Source organism: Emticicia sp. BO119 (assembly GCF_013912375.1).
Classification (GTDB): domain Bacteria; phylum Bacteroidota; class Bacteroidia; order Cytophagales; family Spirosomataceae; genus Emticicia.
Map to the genome: position 1 here is coordinate 198,662 of NZ_JACETV010000005.1, position 16,766 is coordinate 215,427.

A 16,766-nucleotide genomic window follows, 5' to 3' on the forward strand; every position below is an offset into this window, starting at 1 on the left:
AAACCTCTTCCTTTTAAAGAAGAGGTTATCTATAATTCTGGTAATTCGCGTTTGTTACAAAACAGAGTTTACACTTTCAAAAGCTAAGTTCCAAGCATCTGCTACCCCTTTATACACTACTTTGCCATCTACTACGTTCAAGCCTTTTTTCAATTCCTCATTGTCGGCACAGGCTTTTTTCCAGCCTTTATTTGCTAACTGAATAGCATACGGTAAAGTAGCATTAGTTAAAGCCAGAGTTGAAGTATAAGGCACGGCCCCTGGCATATTGGCAACGCAATAATGCACCACATCGTCAATGATAAACGTTGGATTTTCGTGCGTAGTTGGTGTACAGGTTTCAATACAACCACCCTGGTCAACAGCTACGTCAACTACCACTGTACCAGGACGCATGGTTTTAAGCATATCTCTCGTAATGAGGTGAGGGGCTTTAGCTCCAGGAATCAACACTGCACCCACAATCAGATCAGCTTCTGTGATAGCCTCACGGATATTATATTCGTTCGACATTATCGTTACCACGTTTTGAGGCATAATATCCGACAAATACCTTAGACGTGGCAGGCTTACGTCCATAATCACAACCCTTGCTCCTAAACCTGCAGCCATTTTAGCGGCTTGCGTACCTACAATTCCACCACCTAATACTAATACTTTTGCAGGAGGTACACCCGGTACTCCACCCAACAAAATACCTTTTCCTTTCAATGGTTTCTCCAGATACTTTGCTCCTTCCTGAATAGCCATACGTCCGGCTACTTCCGACATCGGCACCAATAAAGGCAAGCTACGGTCAGCTTTTTCTACAGTTTCGTAAGCCAGACACACCGCACCTTGTTTAATCATGGCATGAGTTAGTTCCTCTGATGAGGCAAAGTGGAAATAAGTAAATAATAGCTGGTCTTTTTTTATAAGGTTGTACTCAGACGCAATCGGCTCTTTTACTTTCACAATCATCTCGGCAATGCCATATACCTCTTCTATCGTTGGCAACAAAGCCGCACCTGCTTTGGTATATTCTTCGTCTTTAAAACCACTGCCCTCTCCGGCTGTTGACTGTACGTAAACTGTATGTCCGTATTTTTTGAATTCAGCTACCCCTGCAGGTGTAAGGGCCACTCTATTTTCGTTGTTTTTGATTTCCTTGGGTACTCCGATAATCATTCTCTCTGAAAGGTTTGTTGATGAAGCGTTTCAATACAGTTAAGTATTTGTAGACTTACCGATTGAATTGGTTTATAGTTTATTGATGAAGTATAATTGCACAACAAAATTAATACATGAAGAAAATATTTTTTCTATCCTTAAGAAAATAAGAAATTGTTTGTTTGAATCAATATATTTGCAAAAATTATTTCTTTCATATACAATATTTTTAATGTTCGGAAGAAAATTTTTCTGCCTACACTTCTCACATTTATAAGGATTCACGGCTTAATGCTCTAAACTGTATAAAAATGATAGACGAAACTGACAGAAAAATCTTGCGCCTTTTACAAGTTAACGCGCATTTTACATTCAAAGAAATTGCCCACCGGATTAATCTTTCGCTGACACCAGTTCATGACCGCATCAAGCGAATGGAGCAGGAAGGTATCATTGAAAAGTATGTTTCGATTCTGAATAAAAGGAAATTAGGGAAGAACCTGACAGTGTATTGTCAGGTAACGCTTATCAAGCAAACGCATGATACCTCCGAAGACTTCAATCAGTCGATTTTAGACCTGCCGGAGGTTATCAGTTGTGATTTCGTATCCGGTAGTTTCGATTATCTGTTGAAAATAGTCGTACCTGATATGGAGAGTTATCACCTCTTCCATCAGCAAAAACTTTCAGTTCTGCCCAGTGTCTCCTTGATTCATAGTTTTTTTGTGATGTCAGAGGTGAAGAGTACTACGGTTTTGCCGATTTAGATGTTGTTATCATCTTTTGTTGAATTTGATATACTAAAGAAAATACCGGAAAACATAATAATTAGTATGAAAAAAGAGAAAATTAACAAAACTCTTCAATCAGTTGTTAAAAATTTGGCAATAGGAAATTTTAATTTAGTTTTTGAAAGCGATAAAAATCAAAGGTTAAATATTGTTGAAATTGAAACGGTAATAAAAGAATATGGTGGTACTATTACATTTCCTCCTGCTCATGCCTTTAACAATTACGTTGGTTATAGTCGAGAAAATGAAAAGGAAAATTTCATTGAATTTAATCTTTGGTTCGATGATGTAGAGAGCGATTTAACTTTAAGTATTACAATTTATGAAACAGAAGAGTATAGTATAGAAGATATTCGAGTTTTATAAAATATTAATGTCCGGGCAGAGTCTCCTATGTGCACAGGTAAGGATTCAAGAGTACCTTTAGCTCAAACGGTTCTACCAAATCTGAAAGTGTTTTTCTAAACACAACCTCCCCAACATTCCCATTGCATTCTACCCATTTCTTCACGAACTTTGCAGCCTGAATAAAAAATACGACATTCTAATGATACATACGACCAGTGAAGCTCTTTTTGCTAAGGCCAAAAACTTTATTCCGGGTGGGGTAAACTCTCCGGTGAGAGCGTTTAAATCGGTAGGTGGTCATCCTATCTTTATTAAAAAAGCAAAAGGCGCCTATATTTACGACGAAGACGACAACCAATATATTGAGCTCATCAATTCATGGGGACCTATGATTTTAGGGCATGCCTACGAGCCAGTAGAAGAAGCCGTAAGAGCCGCTATCCAGAACTCTTTCTCATTCGGCGCACCAACCCGTAGAGAAGTAGAAATGGCCGAACTGATTATCGACATGGTGCCCTCTATCGAAAAAGTAAGAATGGTAAACTCTGGTACAGAGGCTACAATGGCAGCTATCCGGGTTGCGCGAGGCTTCACAGGTCGTGATAAGATTATCAAATTCGAAGGCTGCTACCACGGACATGGTGACTCCTTTCTGATTGCCGCAGGTAGTGGGGCTGTTACGATGGGTGTACCGGATAGTCCTGGCGTAACAAAAGGAGTAGCGAATGATACGCTTACTGCCCCTTTTAATAATCTGGCTGCAGTACAACAACTCGTAGATGCCAACAAAAACCAGATTGCTGCTTTGATATTAGAGCCTGTGGTAGGTAATATGGGTACCGTATTACCGCAAGAAGGCTTTCTTGAAAGTCTGCGCGAATTATGTACCAAAGAAGGAATTGTACTGATTTTCGATGAGGTAATGACAGGTTTCCGCCTATCAAGAGGAGGAGCACAGGAACGTTTCAATATCATGCCTGATTTAACCACACTTGGTAAAATCATAGGCGGCGGTATGCCTGTAGGTGCTTATGGCGGGCGCAAGGAAATCATGGATTGTGTGTCTCCGCAAGGTCCTGTTTATCAGGCAGGTACTTTGTCTGGTAATCCTATAGCGATGGCAGCAGGTTGTACTATGCTGACCTATCTTAATGAACACCCTGAAGTATATACGCAACTGGAAAACACCGGAGCCAAACTTGTCGGTGGCATCAGAGAGACATTTAATAAACTTCAACTAAACTATCAGATTAACCATATCGGCTCAATGTATAGTTTATTCTTCTCCGATACTCCAGTGGTTGATTTTGAAACAGCCAAAACCTCTGATATCCCGAGATTTGGCAGGTATTTCCATGCCATGCTGGAGCGTGGAATCTACCTTGCTCCATCTCAATATGAAGCCCTGTTCTTATCGACCGCTCTTACCGATGAACATATTCAGGCCATATTGCAGGCGAATGAAGAGAGTTTGAGAGAAATAATGTCTTAAAAAATCTTAATAAAGAATAATTATGCAAAATTTTTCGTTCTGAAAGCATATATTTTTTATTATCTTTGCACCCATGTTTTTGAAAAGACCATATACCGCCCTTTTATTTGTCGTTATTGTATTATCTTCAGCTTGTTCGGCCAAGTTTGCCAAATTGCAGAAAAAAGGTACAACCGAAGAAAAATATGTTGCGGCTAACGAATACTACAAAAAGGGAGATTATTACAAAGCTGGTCTACTTTTTGAGGAGATTATACCGTTATTGAAGGGAGATTCTTTGGCGGAGAATGCACAGTTTTATAATGCTTATGCACAGTATCAGCAAAAGCAGTATAGTATGAGTTCTTATTTATTTAAGAGTTTTTATGCTACTTATGCCAATAGCCCCCTGGCTGAAGAGGCATTTTACATGTATGCTTACTCAATGTATAAGGATTCGCCGAATTATAACCTCGACCAGACTAATACACTGACGGCCATTGATGCTTTGCAGACATTCATTAATAGTTTCCCTGAAAGTAAGTATGCCGAGAAATGTAATGAACATCTGATTGATTTAAGACATAGATTAGAAGAAAAAGCCTACGAAAAGGCAAAGCTCTATTATAAAACCAGTGGTGTAACCATTGCCAATTTTAAAGCGGCAGTAGTAGCCATTGATAATTTCCAGAAAGATTTCCCTGATTCGCCTTACAATGAAGAACTAGCTTATCTGAAAGTTCAGTCTCAGTATGATCTTGCAATGGTTAGTTTTGAGAACAAACAGAAAGAACGTTTCTTGGATGTATTGAAATTCTATGAAGAATTTGTTGATGCCTATCCGAATAGCAAATACATTAAGCAGGGCCAGAAAGCCTATGATGGTGCTACTAAAGCCATAGAGCGTATTGCTAAACAAGAACAGGAATTAAAAGAACTAAAAGCAAAACAAGCAGCCGAAGCCCAGAAGGCTGATACTGCAAACAAAGGATAAGTGAAAAGTCTGTAGCCTCTGATCAGACTTGCTTATCTGCTATCATTACATATAAACACAATACCCCTACAAGAGGACGGGGTTTTTATATTATGGCAGTAAATCCTTCAATAGTAACAAGAGACGTAGATAAACTTGCCGCTAAAACAGGCAATGTGTACGAGTCTGTATTTATTGTTTCGCAACGTGCGAAACAAGTGGCTGTTAAGACCAAAGAAGAACTGACGCAGAAACTGGCAGAATTTGCTTCGAATATTGACAATTTGGAAGAAATTTTTGAAAACCGTGAGCAAATAGAAATCTCACGTTTCTATGAGCGCCAGCCAAAGCCAACGTCTATCGCATTAGATGAATTCACAGAAGATAAAGTGGAATACCGTTGGAAAGACGAAGAATAACTGGTCGTTAGCCTATATAAAAGCGTTGCATTCTTATTGAGTGCAACGCTTTTTTTTGATTTACCTGAAATCTATTGCCATACATAATTCGGCTTCTGAAACCGCAATTAGATTTTATATCAATTTATCTCCTTCAAAACCTTAAGTATTAATGCTTTGGCAAATATTAGTTAATGTTTTCTTAACATCAGAAGAGTAGATTTGCTGAAAAATTATAAATTAGGGTTTTAAGTAGACCCATCTAATTTCATGAATTATTAGGCATAATCTTCAAAGTTTAGTCTTTAATATTATATTCAACCCAAAAAGAGTTTAGGCATTTAATTTCTAAGGCTCTGTCACTTGTTCTAACAAACTTTAAACACATGAAAAATATAGCCATAATTATTGTAATTTTGAGCCTCGTTACTGGCTGTAAAAACCAGAAAACAAACGGCAATTTAAAAAGCTCTTCAGTAAAAAAACTGGGTGTAAACAGAGTAAAACTAACCAATGGATGGGCATTAACTCCAATTGGCAAAAACCTCAAACTACAGGATTTACCGCTGAACTTAGTGATTTCTCCTACAAAAAAATATCTGGCAGTTACAAATAACGGACAAAGTACCCAAAGCATTACTCTTATTGATGCCAGAACTGAGACAATATTAGACGATGAACCAATCGAAAAATCATGGTTAGGTTTAGCCTTTAGCCCTGATGAAAATTACCTATACGCTTCTGCCGGTAATGACAATAAAATCAATATTTATAAAATTGAAAACGACCAGTTGCAAAAAGATGGTGAAATTATTCTGGATAAGCCCTGGCCTGTCAAGGTTTCTCCTGCAGGGCTTTGCGCAACTGAAAAGCATATATTTGTAGTAACAAAAGAGAATAATACCCTTTACCAGCTTGATATTGCTTCTAAAAGCATTCTCAAAAAAGTACCTCTTGCGGCAGAAGCCTATACATGTGTACTCTCGCCAGATAAAGATCTGCTTTATATATCGCTCTGGGGTGGAGCAAAAATCCTGATTTACGACATTGATACAGCAAAAATCGTTGATGAAATTGCGGTTGATAAAAACCCTAACGACATAGTTCTTACCAAAGATGGGCGGTACTTATATGTTTCGCATGGCAATGACAATACGGTTTCTATTATTGATACCAAACAAAAACAACGAATAGAAACACTTTCCAGTGCATTATATCCCGACTCACCCATAGGCTCAACCCCTAATGGTGTTACATTGAGTGAAGATGAAGAATACCTTTTTATTGCGAATGCAGATAATAACTGTCTGGCTGTATTTGAGGTAGAAGAAAAAGGTAAAAGCCGATCCTTAGGTTTTATTCCTACAGGTTGGTATCCGACTTCTGTCAAAACTATCGGTAAGAAAATCTACGTAACCAACGGAAAAGGGCTTTCTTCCTCCCCGAATCCTAAAGGACCTAATCCTGTAAGTTCCAAAAGCCCTCAGTTCAAGGGAGCAAACCCTGAGGCTGTCAGAGGAACACAATACATAGGCGGGCTATTTAAAGGAACATTATCTATTTTTGATTTTCCCGACGAAAAAACATTAGCTGATTATTCAATGATAGTTTATGAAAACACCCCTTATTCCAAAACAAGAGAAATAGAGAGTGAGGGTCAGAAAGGTAATCCGATACCGACAAAATTAGGTCAGAAATCACCTATCAGGTATGTTTTTTATGTCATTAAAGAAAACCGTACTTATGATCAGGTTTTAGGTGATGTAAAAAACGGGAACGGTGATACAACCTTATGTCTGTTTCCTGAGAGAATCACCCCGAATCAGCACGCATTAGTGAAAGAGTTTGTTTTGCTGGATAATTTTTACGTGGACGCCGAAGTAAGTGCTGACGGCCATAACTGGTCAACGGCGGCGTATGCCAACGACTACGTAGAAAAAACCTGGGTAACAAGCTACGGCGGACGGGGTGGCACTTACGACTATGAAGGAAGCAGAGAAATTGCTTATCCTAAAAATGGCTTTATTTGGGATTTTGCTCATCGTAAAGGCATAAGTTTCAGGTCTTATGGAGAATTTGCCGAGCAACGTGCAAAATTGCCGAATCTGAAAGAAAACTGTAGTGTAAAGTTCCCTTCTTATAATCTTTCTATAAAAGATATTACACGTGTTGAGGCCTGGAAAGCCGATTTCGATTCATTATTAGCAATCAATAAGGTACCCAGGTTAAACATTGTTCGTCTCGGAAACGACCATACAGCAGGAGCAAGAATAGGAATGCCCACTACTGAAGCCATGGTAGCTGATAATGACCTTGCGGTTGGACAACTGGTCGAGCATATTTCTAAATCAGGTATCTGGGAGCAGTCAGTCATATTTATTCTCGAAGATGACGCCCAGAATGGTTCAGATCATGTAGATGCGCACCGCTCCACTGCCTATGTTGCAGGCGGATTTGTTAAACGTGGATATGTAGACCATACCATGTACTCAACTTCAAGCATGTTACGGACAATGGAATTGATTTTAGGAATTCCTCCGATGAGCCAGTATGATGCCGCAGCTACTCCAATGTGGCGGTGTTTCAGTAAAACCCCTGATTATAAACCATTCACAGCTCTTAAAAATACTATTAATTTAGATGAACGAAATGTAGCAGTCAACAGAAACTCTATTAAGTCAGCTGAATTTGACCTATCTAAACCAGATTTGATTAATGATCTCGAATTCAGCCAGATTGTCTGGCAGTCAATAAAAGGCCTGAATAGCCAGATGCCAGCTCCAAAAAGAAGTGCTTTTTTAGTACTGAAAGAAGAAGATGATGATGATGATTAAAATAAATCTGTCGTTAATATAAGTTATTATAAAAAAGCGTTGAACTGATCAACGCTTTTTTATATTTGCATAACTCTTACACAGATGTGAGAATCCTTGATTTAAAACGGATAATCTACAGCAATATTCAGAATCAGGTTCTCTTGTCGCCATGCTTTTTTAGAGAGAGCGATATCTTTAAATACCCATCGTTCACCTTGTGGCAACCACGGTTTTCTGAATGGTGTAGCTAAATCAAACCTCAACTTGATATAGCTGAAATCTAATCGAAGACCAATACCACCACCTACGGCTAACTGCTTATAAAAATCTTTGCCGAATTGTGAGCCAGAATCATAAAATGAGGTAGCAGGATTATACTTTTTTAGCCATACGTTCCCTGCATCAACAAACAAAGCCAGATTAATGTAGTCGGTTGCTTTATATCTTAGCTCTGTATTTCCTTCTAATTTTATATCTCCAAATGAACGGAAGCCGAAAATAGAAACAGTCAGCGAATCAGCATAGTAACTTCCTGGTCCTAAAGACCGTGCCCTGAACGCCCTCATACTATTGCTTCCCCCAACAAAATACTGCTTTATCTGCGGCAATTCATTAGAATTACCATATGGAATACCATAACCTATTACCAATCTATTAGCTAAACGAAGACTTGGCGATAAATCATAATAATATCTTACTTCTCCATCAAGGCGGACATACTGATCATAAGCAATACCAAAAAGGGTTTTGGGTGAGGTTTCGTCAGAGCCCTTTTTTGCAAATAAACTTGCCATATTTCCAGACACATCAACCCCACCGGATAGAAAAAGAAAATGCCGTTTATTATTCCTTTGTTGAGGGGTAAAAGTAATATTATATTGCCCACCCAATATCAACCTGTTTCTGAGTACCTCTATATAACGGACAATATCGTTCGGATTACTACTATTAAAAATTAAATCTACAAATTCCTCACTGATGTTTTTAGGTTTTACCACATTGGCATAAAATGGGGTTAATGTATGAATTACCCTTGGATTAGGTCTCCACTCATACCCCCATGAGCCTTCAATAGAAGTAAGTACATATTGTGTATAAGCATAGGTGGTACTATCATCATTATAAGCTACACCTCTTTGCTGCAACCAACTGTAGGTGAGATTAAGATTTGTTTTAGGCAATGCCTGATTACGGGCAGGATTGACCTTATAAAAAGGTATCACAAATCTTGGAAAAGATAAATCAACTGTAGCCTTGTACCTGCGGAAATTATTCAGATTATAATTTTTTCTTCCACTTACCTGAATATCAGTTCCTACGTTTGCCCCGATCTGAAGCATCTCTGCTCCTCCGAACATATTTCTGTTCGACCAGTTTACTCCCAACTGAAACCCCAATAAACCATTAGACTTAGAAGCACCTGAAATTTCTGAACGAAGTGCTTTCTTTTTAAGCGGAGTCATATCATAATGCACATCTATCAGCGCAGAGTCTGACCGTGGAACTAATTCAAATCGATTTCTGACAAATTTAAAGTTGCGCAGGTTAATCAGCCTCGATAAAGAGGCATCATGGACAGTACTACTATAAATCATGCCCGAACGGAAACCTATAGCATCATTAAACACCCTTGGCTTGTAAGAACGACTCAGGTCTGAAATCTTCATAAATTCGCCTTGTTCATAATTCCTGATGGTAGTATCAGTTGCATCGGTGTTCACATATATATCATTAATATAATATTGTTTAATCGAAGTCTGATTTACATTGGGCTTTAAATCTACATACAGGTTCACTTTATTATTATTCAGGTTAGTATCAGCCTTGATAATCAGATAATCTGGGCGAAAAAAGTAGAATCCTCTACGCTTCAAGAACTGGTCTATACGCTCACGTTCGAGCTTGATTACCTCGAAGCGATAAGGGTTATTTTCCTGTAATAGACTTCTTCTTTCAGAAAGTCTGAAATTCTCCTGAAAAATACTGCTATCCTTGATCATAAACTGAACCTGATTAATCGTATAGCGTGGTTTAAGATAGGCGGTATAAACTCCTTTGGCTTTTTTTCCTTTAATTATTAACTCTCCTGTAGCCGTAGAGCGAAAGTATCCTTCGTTTTCAAGCGTATTGGCTATAATAGCCGAACTGGTAGTAACCGCTCTCTTATTCGCCAAAACTGGTGGTTCGCCAAATCGTTTTCTGAAAAAACTTTTGAAACCCTTTTCCTTTTTAGGTTCACCAAAAAGATAATAGAATGACACTTTATATGGCCAGCCAAAAATAGTGCTATTAGGCTTCGGGCGTATAATTTCTTCAATCTGTTCTTCCAATGCCTTTGTCTCAACCTTATTTACTTTTACTGTTGAATCGGTCTTTATTTTTATGTCTGCTCCCGTGTACAAGCTTTCTCCGGCTGGTATATGCTTCGTAACCGAACAGCTCCATAAGCCTATCATGCTCAATAGTAGTATGTATTTAGCTGTTCTCATTTTTTCTTGCTGAATAACTCCTTAAATGTTTCGTAATTTAAAGTAACGGCAAAACTCACCCCTGTTTCCTGTACGTATCCATCCAGAATAAAGAATTCGTTCTTACGATACGCTCTGAAAAGATAGCGACCATCTTTTGTCAGATTATAATTTAAGGCAATATTGTCAAAAATCTCTGTAGAGCTTTTTTGAATACCTGTAGTGTTTTCAATCTGGAAATTACGACCTACTGATACCGTTAAACGGTCGTTCAAAAACGCTTTACTTAATCCAACATTCAAATCCGTTCTTACTCCAGTACCCCCTGTCTGCGCGGCTGAGAAATCTGAATTAAGGTTAAAGTCCAGTTTCACTCCTTTAATTAAATCACCCGCCAGTACATTCAACTGGTCGGTTAATAGTTTACTTACACTTTGGCGTGCGATAGCCTCAGCGCCAGCACCTGAAAAGAAATCTGATGATTGCTGCCCAGAAAAGCGATTCAATATCAATAAGGAGAACACCTCTTTATTCATAGCTACCGGGTCGTTTTCAAAGGTTTTGAATAACCCTTTCTCTTCAACGAAATTTTTCACATCGCTTGAGGCCCGAGTTTCATCTAATACAATACCAAAGCTAATATCAGGGCTTGATAAATTGCCTTGCATTTTCAGTAACACTTTAACCGGAACCTTGCCATAATATCTGGCTCTGGCCTCATCACTTAAAGAAGTTAATTCAGTATTCAGTGAGTAGGCAGCCGTAATATCTATCTGGGCTTTCATTGGGTCACCTGTCCATAACAATGTACTCCCTTTCTCTATAGTAAACTGTCTTTTCAGTACTTCGAATGTCAAATCATATTGACCGGAGGTAAGCTCATATAAACCAAAAATATAGAATTCCCCACTTGGTGTAATACCTGTGTTTAACTGCGCATTGCCTTTTATTTTCAGGTTATCGCCGTTTACCTCATCTATTATTATGGTTAATTGAGACTTGTCATCCACCTCAATATTCAATGCCATTTCAGAGGCTATATCACTATAATTAGTTACTAAAGCTGTGCTATCCTTCGCAAGAGAATCTGCAGCCGGATTCTTCATATTGATAAACTCAACAATGCCATCAGTTTCAGTTTCTCCAATAGAATCATCAGGTAATAGCACAGTAATGTCGCTGCCTTCTTTCAGTTTTACACTCCCATCAATCGAAGGCTTTGCCCCTACTCCGGTCACATTCAGATCAGCATCGATGAAGCCCTTGCCATAGAAGAAATCATTGTCTTTTCTACTTCCATTCAGCACCATAAAGTTGCGGGCATCAACATCTAATTTATAACTAAAATCAGGGATATTCTGAATATTAAGATTCCCATTTACCGTCAGTTTCTGCCCCAGTGTATCGGTAACAACAAAGTTGTTAAACTTTATGTCACTATTATTAAAGGCAAGAGTCTGATTATTAAAAACATATTTCGCCCCTAACTGAGTCAGGCTTAGAGAAACATCATCCAGCTTGATTTGTCCGTTGATTAGCGGTTTATTAGGTTCGCCTTTCAATGTCAGGTTTCCGGTCAGGTTTCCTTTGGCATTTTTTAGTTGCCCGAAGCTGAACGCCTGTACGGTTTCAGCACCCAGTCTTTTGATATCCACATTAAAATCAAGTGTGCCTTTAGGTTTCAGAATATAATTACCAGTTAGCTGAATATCATTTTTATTGCTGGAAATTGAGGCTTTTGTGGCGATCCTATCAGCGGTTTCATTGTTTGCATTTACAGCCACATTTCCAATAGGTATCTGAGTAAGTGTAAAATTGTTAATCATTAAATCACCGGTAAAAGCAGGGTTAGCCGTCATATAATTAGACAGTTTAAAATCACCATTGAGTTTTCCGCCTGCCAGTGTTGAGTCAAGTGTGGCTATAGTTACAAATGGCTTAATATCAAGACTATCAACCTCAACTGTAATAGGAGAGTTTGGCTCGTTTGTGGTACTATTTACTAAAAGCTTTTGTTGATCTTGTTCTAACAAAAATTGTTTCACCAATAAACCTTGTTTGCCATATTCGATATAGCCTGTTGAGTCAGAACGCCATTCTTTATAATCTATCAGTGTTCCCTGATTACTGAGATTAATACGATACTTGTCTTCAACAGACTGTAATCGGGTATGAAAAGCAAAGCGATCTTTATTCAGAGAGTCTTTCAGAGCTATATTAGTCGTAAGTGTATTATCCGCTATTTCTCCATTCAGTGAGGTACGTTTAATACTGAAATCAGAGACATTAATCTCGCTTATTGCTCCGTTATAATTAACTTTATTACCTAAAGCATAGAGTTTCAGATTAGCATTACGTACAGTAGAAGAGTCGTACTCTACTAAAGGTACAATTACAGATGCCTGTAAGGTTGTATCTTTCCGGTTGTCAATTTCTGCCACCAGCGTTACAGTACCGAGTTTGGTAAGTTCGGGAACAAAGCTCTGAATAACTGGGTGTTGATTTACCTGGGCATCAATGTGTATATTATATGTTTCGGCCACTGGAGTAAAAGGCATATCAGGAACCTTGAAGTACTTATTCACTTCAGTAAGTACCATATCAAGCAGGCGGGTATAATCAAAATTTCCGTCAACCTCTGCATTAGCTACCGGAGATTTCAAGATTATATGATGCCCATCCGGTGCATTCTGAATAGTTAAATTGGTGGTATCTAACGGAATTACCTTACCCATTGTTTCAATCACCGCTTGGTTAATTGATACTGTGCCGATTGGGTTTTTAGGATCAGTTGATGCCATATTTAACTTTATGTGACCTTTTACTTTCAAATCTTCAGCATATAAATTCAACTTTCTCAAGTCAAGATTATTGATAGATACATTTCCTTCTACAGCAGGAAACTCTTTCGATAAATCAGCCTTGGCTATCAATTTAAAATCAGCATTTGGGTCATCTAAATTCGCATTAATATTCGCTATCTGGTTATGAATATCTCCTTTCAATATCAGGTCATTATACTCATAACCCTTTAGAACTGCCTTTTTAGCAGTTCCATCAATGGTTGCATTCATGGTTTTAGGATCAATACCAGTGCCTTTGGCATTCACTTCTAAAGTCAGCTTACCTATATTTTCGGACTGTTTAATCAGTTTGCCTGCATCAAAATCTTCTAAAGTTAACTTACCGTCATACGCCTGATTGTTACCTGTTACAAAGTTTTTCAGGTTGCCTGTAAAAGTAGCTACCCCTAAATCAGAATTCAATGAAGCATCTGCATTCAAATCGTTTGCCTTGCCTGTCAGCTTACCTCTGATAGTTATCTTTTCAGGTAATTCAATTGATTCAGGTATTACATCTTTGCCCGCCAGTTTTATGATGTCTTCTTTGGTAGTAGACACCTCTTCTATATCTACATTGAAGCCCATTTTATTCGCATCCGGCAAGCCCGTTATATTCCCTTTGGCAATTACTCGTGTAGCTCCGAATCCAGTGATAGATAGCTTCGGAATAGTCAAATTATTGACCCTTCCTGTAACAATTCCGTCAGCCATTATTATATCATTCTGGTTTTCTTTAAAAGTTGGGTTATTTGCTAAATCAGGCACCAAAATCAGCAGGTCCTTCATAGCTAACTGGCTTCGTTTCAGATTCACTTTAATCCGCACACTGCCTAAATTATTACTTAAATCAGCAATGGTATCATATTGCATTACCATCTCATCACGAACCACAGTTTGGGGAGTTTTGAGGAAAAAATTCCTCAATCCAATTTCTTTACTGCTATACGTAAAATTAGTTGTAAGGTTTTGCAGGTTTAATCCGCTTTGCTCGGTAAATGTGGTTTTTGCCAATTGACCTGAAATATTATCCTGGCTGTAAACAAAATTGTTTAATACCACTTCAAGATTTGCTATATCCAGATGTCCATAATCAAGACCTTTCAACTGACGTGGTGCGTATTTATCGTCATATTTGACCCTTACTTTGTTTACTTCAATATTGCCAATTATTGCTGCCCACCCAGGGCCGTTGTCAGTGTTATTTTCCTCTGGTTTTTTTGCTGGTTCCTTCTTAGGTTTGTTAGCCATTTCGACAAAGGCTTCAGTATTTTCTAACGCTACTTTTTTAAAGATGACCTTTTGCCCACTCAGATAAATTTTGTCTCCTTCCAGTGTTAATTTCCCTAATTTCACCCCGTTTCTCATACCATCTTCTTCACTCTCTAATAGCCAGTCAAAATTGGCTAAAGTAACCGTTCCTACATTTAAATCAAGTGTATCAGCGGCGGCAACTTCTGGGTTTAAAGTATCTCGTTGAATTACCGTGCTGGGTTTAACAGATTTGAATAATCTTAGCCTGGCAGAACCCCCATTGGCATTTACGTTAGCAAAATGATATTGTGATTTATTGATATTAAACTCCTTAAATTCAGTAGATAAGTCCTTAAGATACAAATCAGCATCGGTACCGATAATAGCATCTTTATACGTAACTTTTACATTATTGAGTTTTACATGTTTCAGACTGATGTCGAAAGGGTCAGATGAAGAAGTAGTATCCACTTCTTTCGACATAAAGGCTTCAAGAATATAATTGAAGTTAAAAACAGTATCCGGTAGTGTACGATTAATATTTACTCTTATCCCTTCTAATTCTATCTGATTGAGTTTTACCTTATTGCTTAGCAAACCCACCATATCTAAATCAATATGTAAACGCTTACCTGCCAGAAGTGTATCTTTTTTAAGGTCTGGTATAAATACTCCTTCTAATGTAATCCAATCGGGAATGCGAAAACGTACTTTTTGAATGGAAACAGGTGTGCCTAATTTTTTGCGAAGATAAGAAACTGCTTGTTTGGTTAGGAAGTCTTGTCCTGTTGGAGACTGCACGAAGACAATTATTAACCCCACCAGCGCCAAGATTCCAACAATAAACCATAAAAAAATGCGTGTAAGTCGTTTCATCAAAATCTATTTGGGCTTCCTGTTGCTAAAACTATATACTTTTAACGAAAATATCAAAGACTTAATCTGATGTTTCCTATTTTTGTTGTGTAATATTAAAGATTAATAAAAAATCATACCAAAGTAAAATACCTTGAGTTTAAAAGATAAAAAAATCCTGCTGGGTGTAAGCGGAAGTATTGCTGCTTACAAGGCCGCTTTGCTGGTGCGCTTGTTAGTAAAAGAGGAAGCACAGGTAAAAGTAATACTGACAGACTCAGCCAAAGAATTTATCACACCTCTTACACTGGCTACCCTCTCCAAAAATCCTGTTCTATCTTCATTCACCAAAAATGAAATAGGTCAGTGGAATAACCATGTGGAATTAGGTCTATGGGCAGATGCAATGATTATTGCCCCGGCCTCTGCACACACCATTGCCAAATGCGCTAATGGCATTACTGATAACCTATTAGTAGCTACATATCTATCGGCTAAATGCCCGGTCTTTTTTGCTCCGGCAATGGATCTGGATATGTATAAACATCCAAGTACGCTTAACAATTTGGATAAATTAGTGTCGTATGGCAACCATATTATCGAAGCGGGTTACGGAGAGTTAGCAAGTGGATTGGTTGGGGAAGGCCGATTGGCTGAGCCTGAACACATAATACATGAACTGCAACGCAATTTTCTAAAAAACCCTGCTTTGCATGGCAAAAAGGTATTGGTAACTGCCGGTCCAACCCAAGAACCCATCGACCCTGTACGCTTTATCAGTAATCACTCATCAGGCAAAATGGGATTTGCTATTGCCGAAGCCTTTAACATGGCTGGTGCCGAAGTAATCATTGTGAGTGGGCCGGTTTCGATTCAGGCACCGATTGGCATAAAAGTTGAAAAAGTTTTTTCGGCTCAGCAAATGTATGAAGTCGTAGAAAAGCAGTTTGCAGGAAGCGATATTGTGATTCTTGCCGCTGCCGTAGCCGACTACACTCCAAGCCACGTAGCCAATAAGAAAATCAAGAAAAAAGAAGAGGTTTTTAATATTGAACTAACTAAGACTGTCGACATAGCGGCTACTTTGGGCAAACATAAAAAAGCCAATCAGCTGATAGTAGGCTTTGCATTAGAGACCGATAATGAACTGGATAATGCCAAAGGAAAACTGGAAAGGAAAAATTTTGATCTGATCGTACTCAATTCTTTACAAGATAAGGGCGCAGGTTTTCGTTATGATACCAATAAAATCAAAATCCTTGACAGAGATGGTAATATATACGATTTTGATTTGAAGTCAAAACAGGAAGTGGCCGGTGATATTCTGAATATGGTGGTCAGTAAGATATTGTAAATATTTGGTTATTATTCTGTATAAACGCATATGGTGTGTCTCCGAGGAT

Annotated in this window: 10 protein-coding genes; 7 read left to right on the forward strand and 3 right to left on the reverse strand. The window is 38.3% G+C overall.

Annotated features, from left to right (window positions below):
- Nucleotides 1-54 precede the first annotated feature (54 nt).
- Complete coding sequence (ald, locus tag H1R81_RS17370) at nt 55-1,167, reverse strand: alanine dehydrogenase (RefSeq protein WP_181842021.1); 1,113 nt, start codon at nt 1,165-1,167, stop codon at nt 55-57.
- A gap of 293 nt (nt 1,168-1,460) precedes the next feature.
- On the opposite strand from ald, the gene H1R81_RS17375 reads away from it, so the two are divergent.
- The 6 genes from H1R81_RS17375 to H1R81_RS17400 all read left to right on the forward strand — a co-directional run bounded on the left by H1R81_RS17375 (nt 1,461) and on the right by H1R81_RS17400 (nt 7,964).
- On the forward strand, nt 1,461-1,916 hold the full coding sequence (locus tag H1R81_RS17375) for an Lrp/AsnC family transcriptional regulator (protein WP_181842022.1): 456 nt from the start codon (nt 1,461-1,463) through the stop codon (nt 1,914-1,916).
- 66 nt (nt 1,917-1,982) lie between these two features.
- Nucleotides 1,983-2,306, forward strand: a complete 324-nt coding sequence (locus H1R81_RS17380; RefSeq protein WP_181842023.1) for a hypothetical protein — start codon at nt 1,983-1,985, stop codon at nt 2,304-2,306.
- 181 nt (nt 2,307-2,487) lie between these two features.
- On the forward strand, nt 2,488-3,780 hold the full coding sequence (hemL, locus tag H1R81_RS17385) for a glutamate-1-semialdehyde 2,1-aminomutase (protein WP_181842024.1): 1,293 nt from the start codon (nt 2,488-2,490) through the stop codon (nt 3,778-3,780).
- A 73-nt stretch (nt 3,781-3,853) separates the two neighbouring features.
- Nucleotides 3,854-4,753 carry an outer membrane protein assembly factor BamD gene (locus tag H1R81_RS17390; RefSeq protein ID WP_181842025.1) on the forward strand — a complete coding sequence of 300 codons (900 nt, stop codon included), beginning with the start codon at nt 3,854-3,856 and terminating at the stop codon, nt 4,751-4,753.
- A 92-nt stretch (nt 4,754-4,845) separates the two neighbouring features.
- Entirely contained in the window at nt 4,846-5,151 is a 306-nt protein-coding gene (locus H1R81_RS17395; protein WP_181842026.1) for a DNA-directed RNA polymerase subunit omega, read from the forward strand.
- 365 nt (nt 5,152-5,516) lie between these two features.
- Complete coding sequence (locus H1R81_RS17400; RefSeq protein WP_181842027.1) at nt 5,517-7,964, forward strand: beta-propeller fold lactonase family protein; 2,448 nt, start codon at nt 5,517-5,519, stop codon at nt 7,962-7,964.
- A gap of 101 nt (nt 7,965-8,065) precedes the next feature.
- Here the strand turns inward: H1R81_RS17400 and H1R81_RS17405 are convergent, their stop codons facing one another.
- Both H1R81_RS17405 and H1R81_RS17410 read right to left on the reverse strand, forming a co-directional pair.
- Nucleotides 8,066-10,435: a BamA/TamA family outer membrane protein gene (locus H1R81_RS17405; RefSeq protein ID WP_181842028.1), complete on the reverse strand. Its 2,370-nt coding sequence runs from the start codon at nt 10,433-10,435 to the stop codon at nt 8,066-8,068.
- Nucleotides 10,432-15,384 carry a translocation/assembly module TamB domain-containing protein gene (locus tag H1R81_RS17410; RefSeq protein WP_181842029.1) on the reverse strand — a complete coding sequence of 1,651 codons (4,953 nt, stop codon included), beginning with the start codon at nt 15,382-15,384 and terminating at the stop codon, nt 10,432-10,434. The genes H1R81_RS17405 and H1R81_RS17410 overlap by 4 nt, the downstream gene beginning before the upstream one ends.
- A 133-nt stretch (nt 15,385-15,517) precedes the next feature.
- On the opposite strand from H1R81_RS17410, the gene coaBC reads away from it, so the two are divergent.
- Nucleotides 15,518-16,717, forward strand: a complete 1,200-nt coding sequence (coaBC, locus tag H1R81_RS17415; RefSeq protein WP_181842030.1) for a bifunctional phosphopantothenoylcysteine decarboxylase/phosphopantothenate--cysteine ligase CoaBC — start codon at nt 15,518-15,520, stop codon at nt 16,715-16,717.
- Nucleotides 16,718-16,766 lie beyond the last annotated feature (49 nt).

Bases quoted from the DNA above. Each gene is read 5' to 3' on its own strand.
- ald (WP_181842021.1), bottom strand. From the start codon at position 1,167: ATGATTATCGGAGTACCCAAGGAAATCAAAAACAACGAAAATAGAGTG.
- H1R81_RS17375 (WP_181842022.1), top strand. From the start codon at position 1,461: ATGATAGACGAAACTGACAGAAAAATCTTGCGCCTTTTACAAGTTAAC.
- H1R81_RS17380 (WP_181842023.1), top strand. From the start codon at position 1,983: ATGAAAAAAGAGAAAATTAACAAAACTCTTCAATCAGTTGTTAAAAAT.
- hemL (WP_181842024.1), top strand. From the start codon at position 2,488: ATGATACATACGACCAGTGAAGCTCTTTTTGCTAAGGCCAAAAACTTT.
- H1R81_RS17390 (WP_181842025.1), top strand. From the start codon at position 3,854: ATGTTTTTGAAAAGACCATATACCGCCCTTTTATTTGTCGTTATTGTA.
- H1R81_RS17395 (WP_181842026.1), top strand. From the start codon at position 4,846: ATGGCAGTAAATCCTTCAATAGTAACAAGAGACGTAGATAAACTTGCC.
- H1R81_RS17400 (WP_181842027.1), top strand. From the start codon at position 5,517: ATGAAAAATATAGCCATAATTATTGTAATTTTGAGCCTCGTTACTGGC.
- H1R81_RS17405 (WP_181842028.1), bottom strand. From the start codon at position 10,435: ATGAGAACAGCTAAATACATACTACTATTGAGCATGATAGGCTTATGG.
- H1R81_RS17410 (WP_181842029.1), bottom strand. From the start codon at position 15,384: ATGAAACGACTTACACGCATTTTTTTATGGTTTATTGTTGGAATCTTG.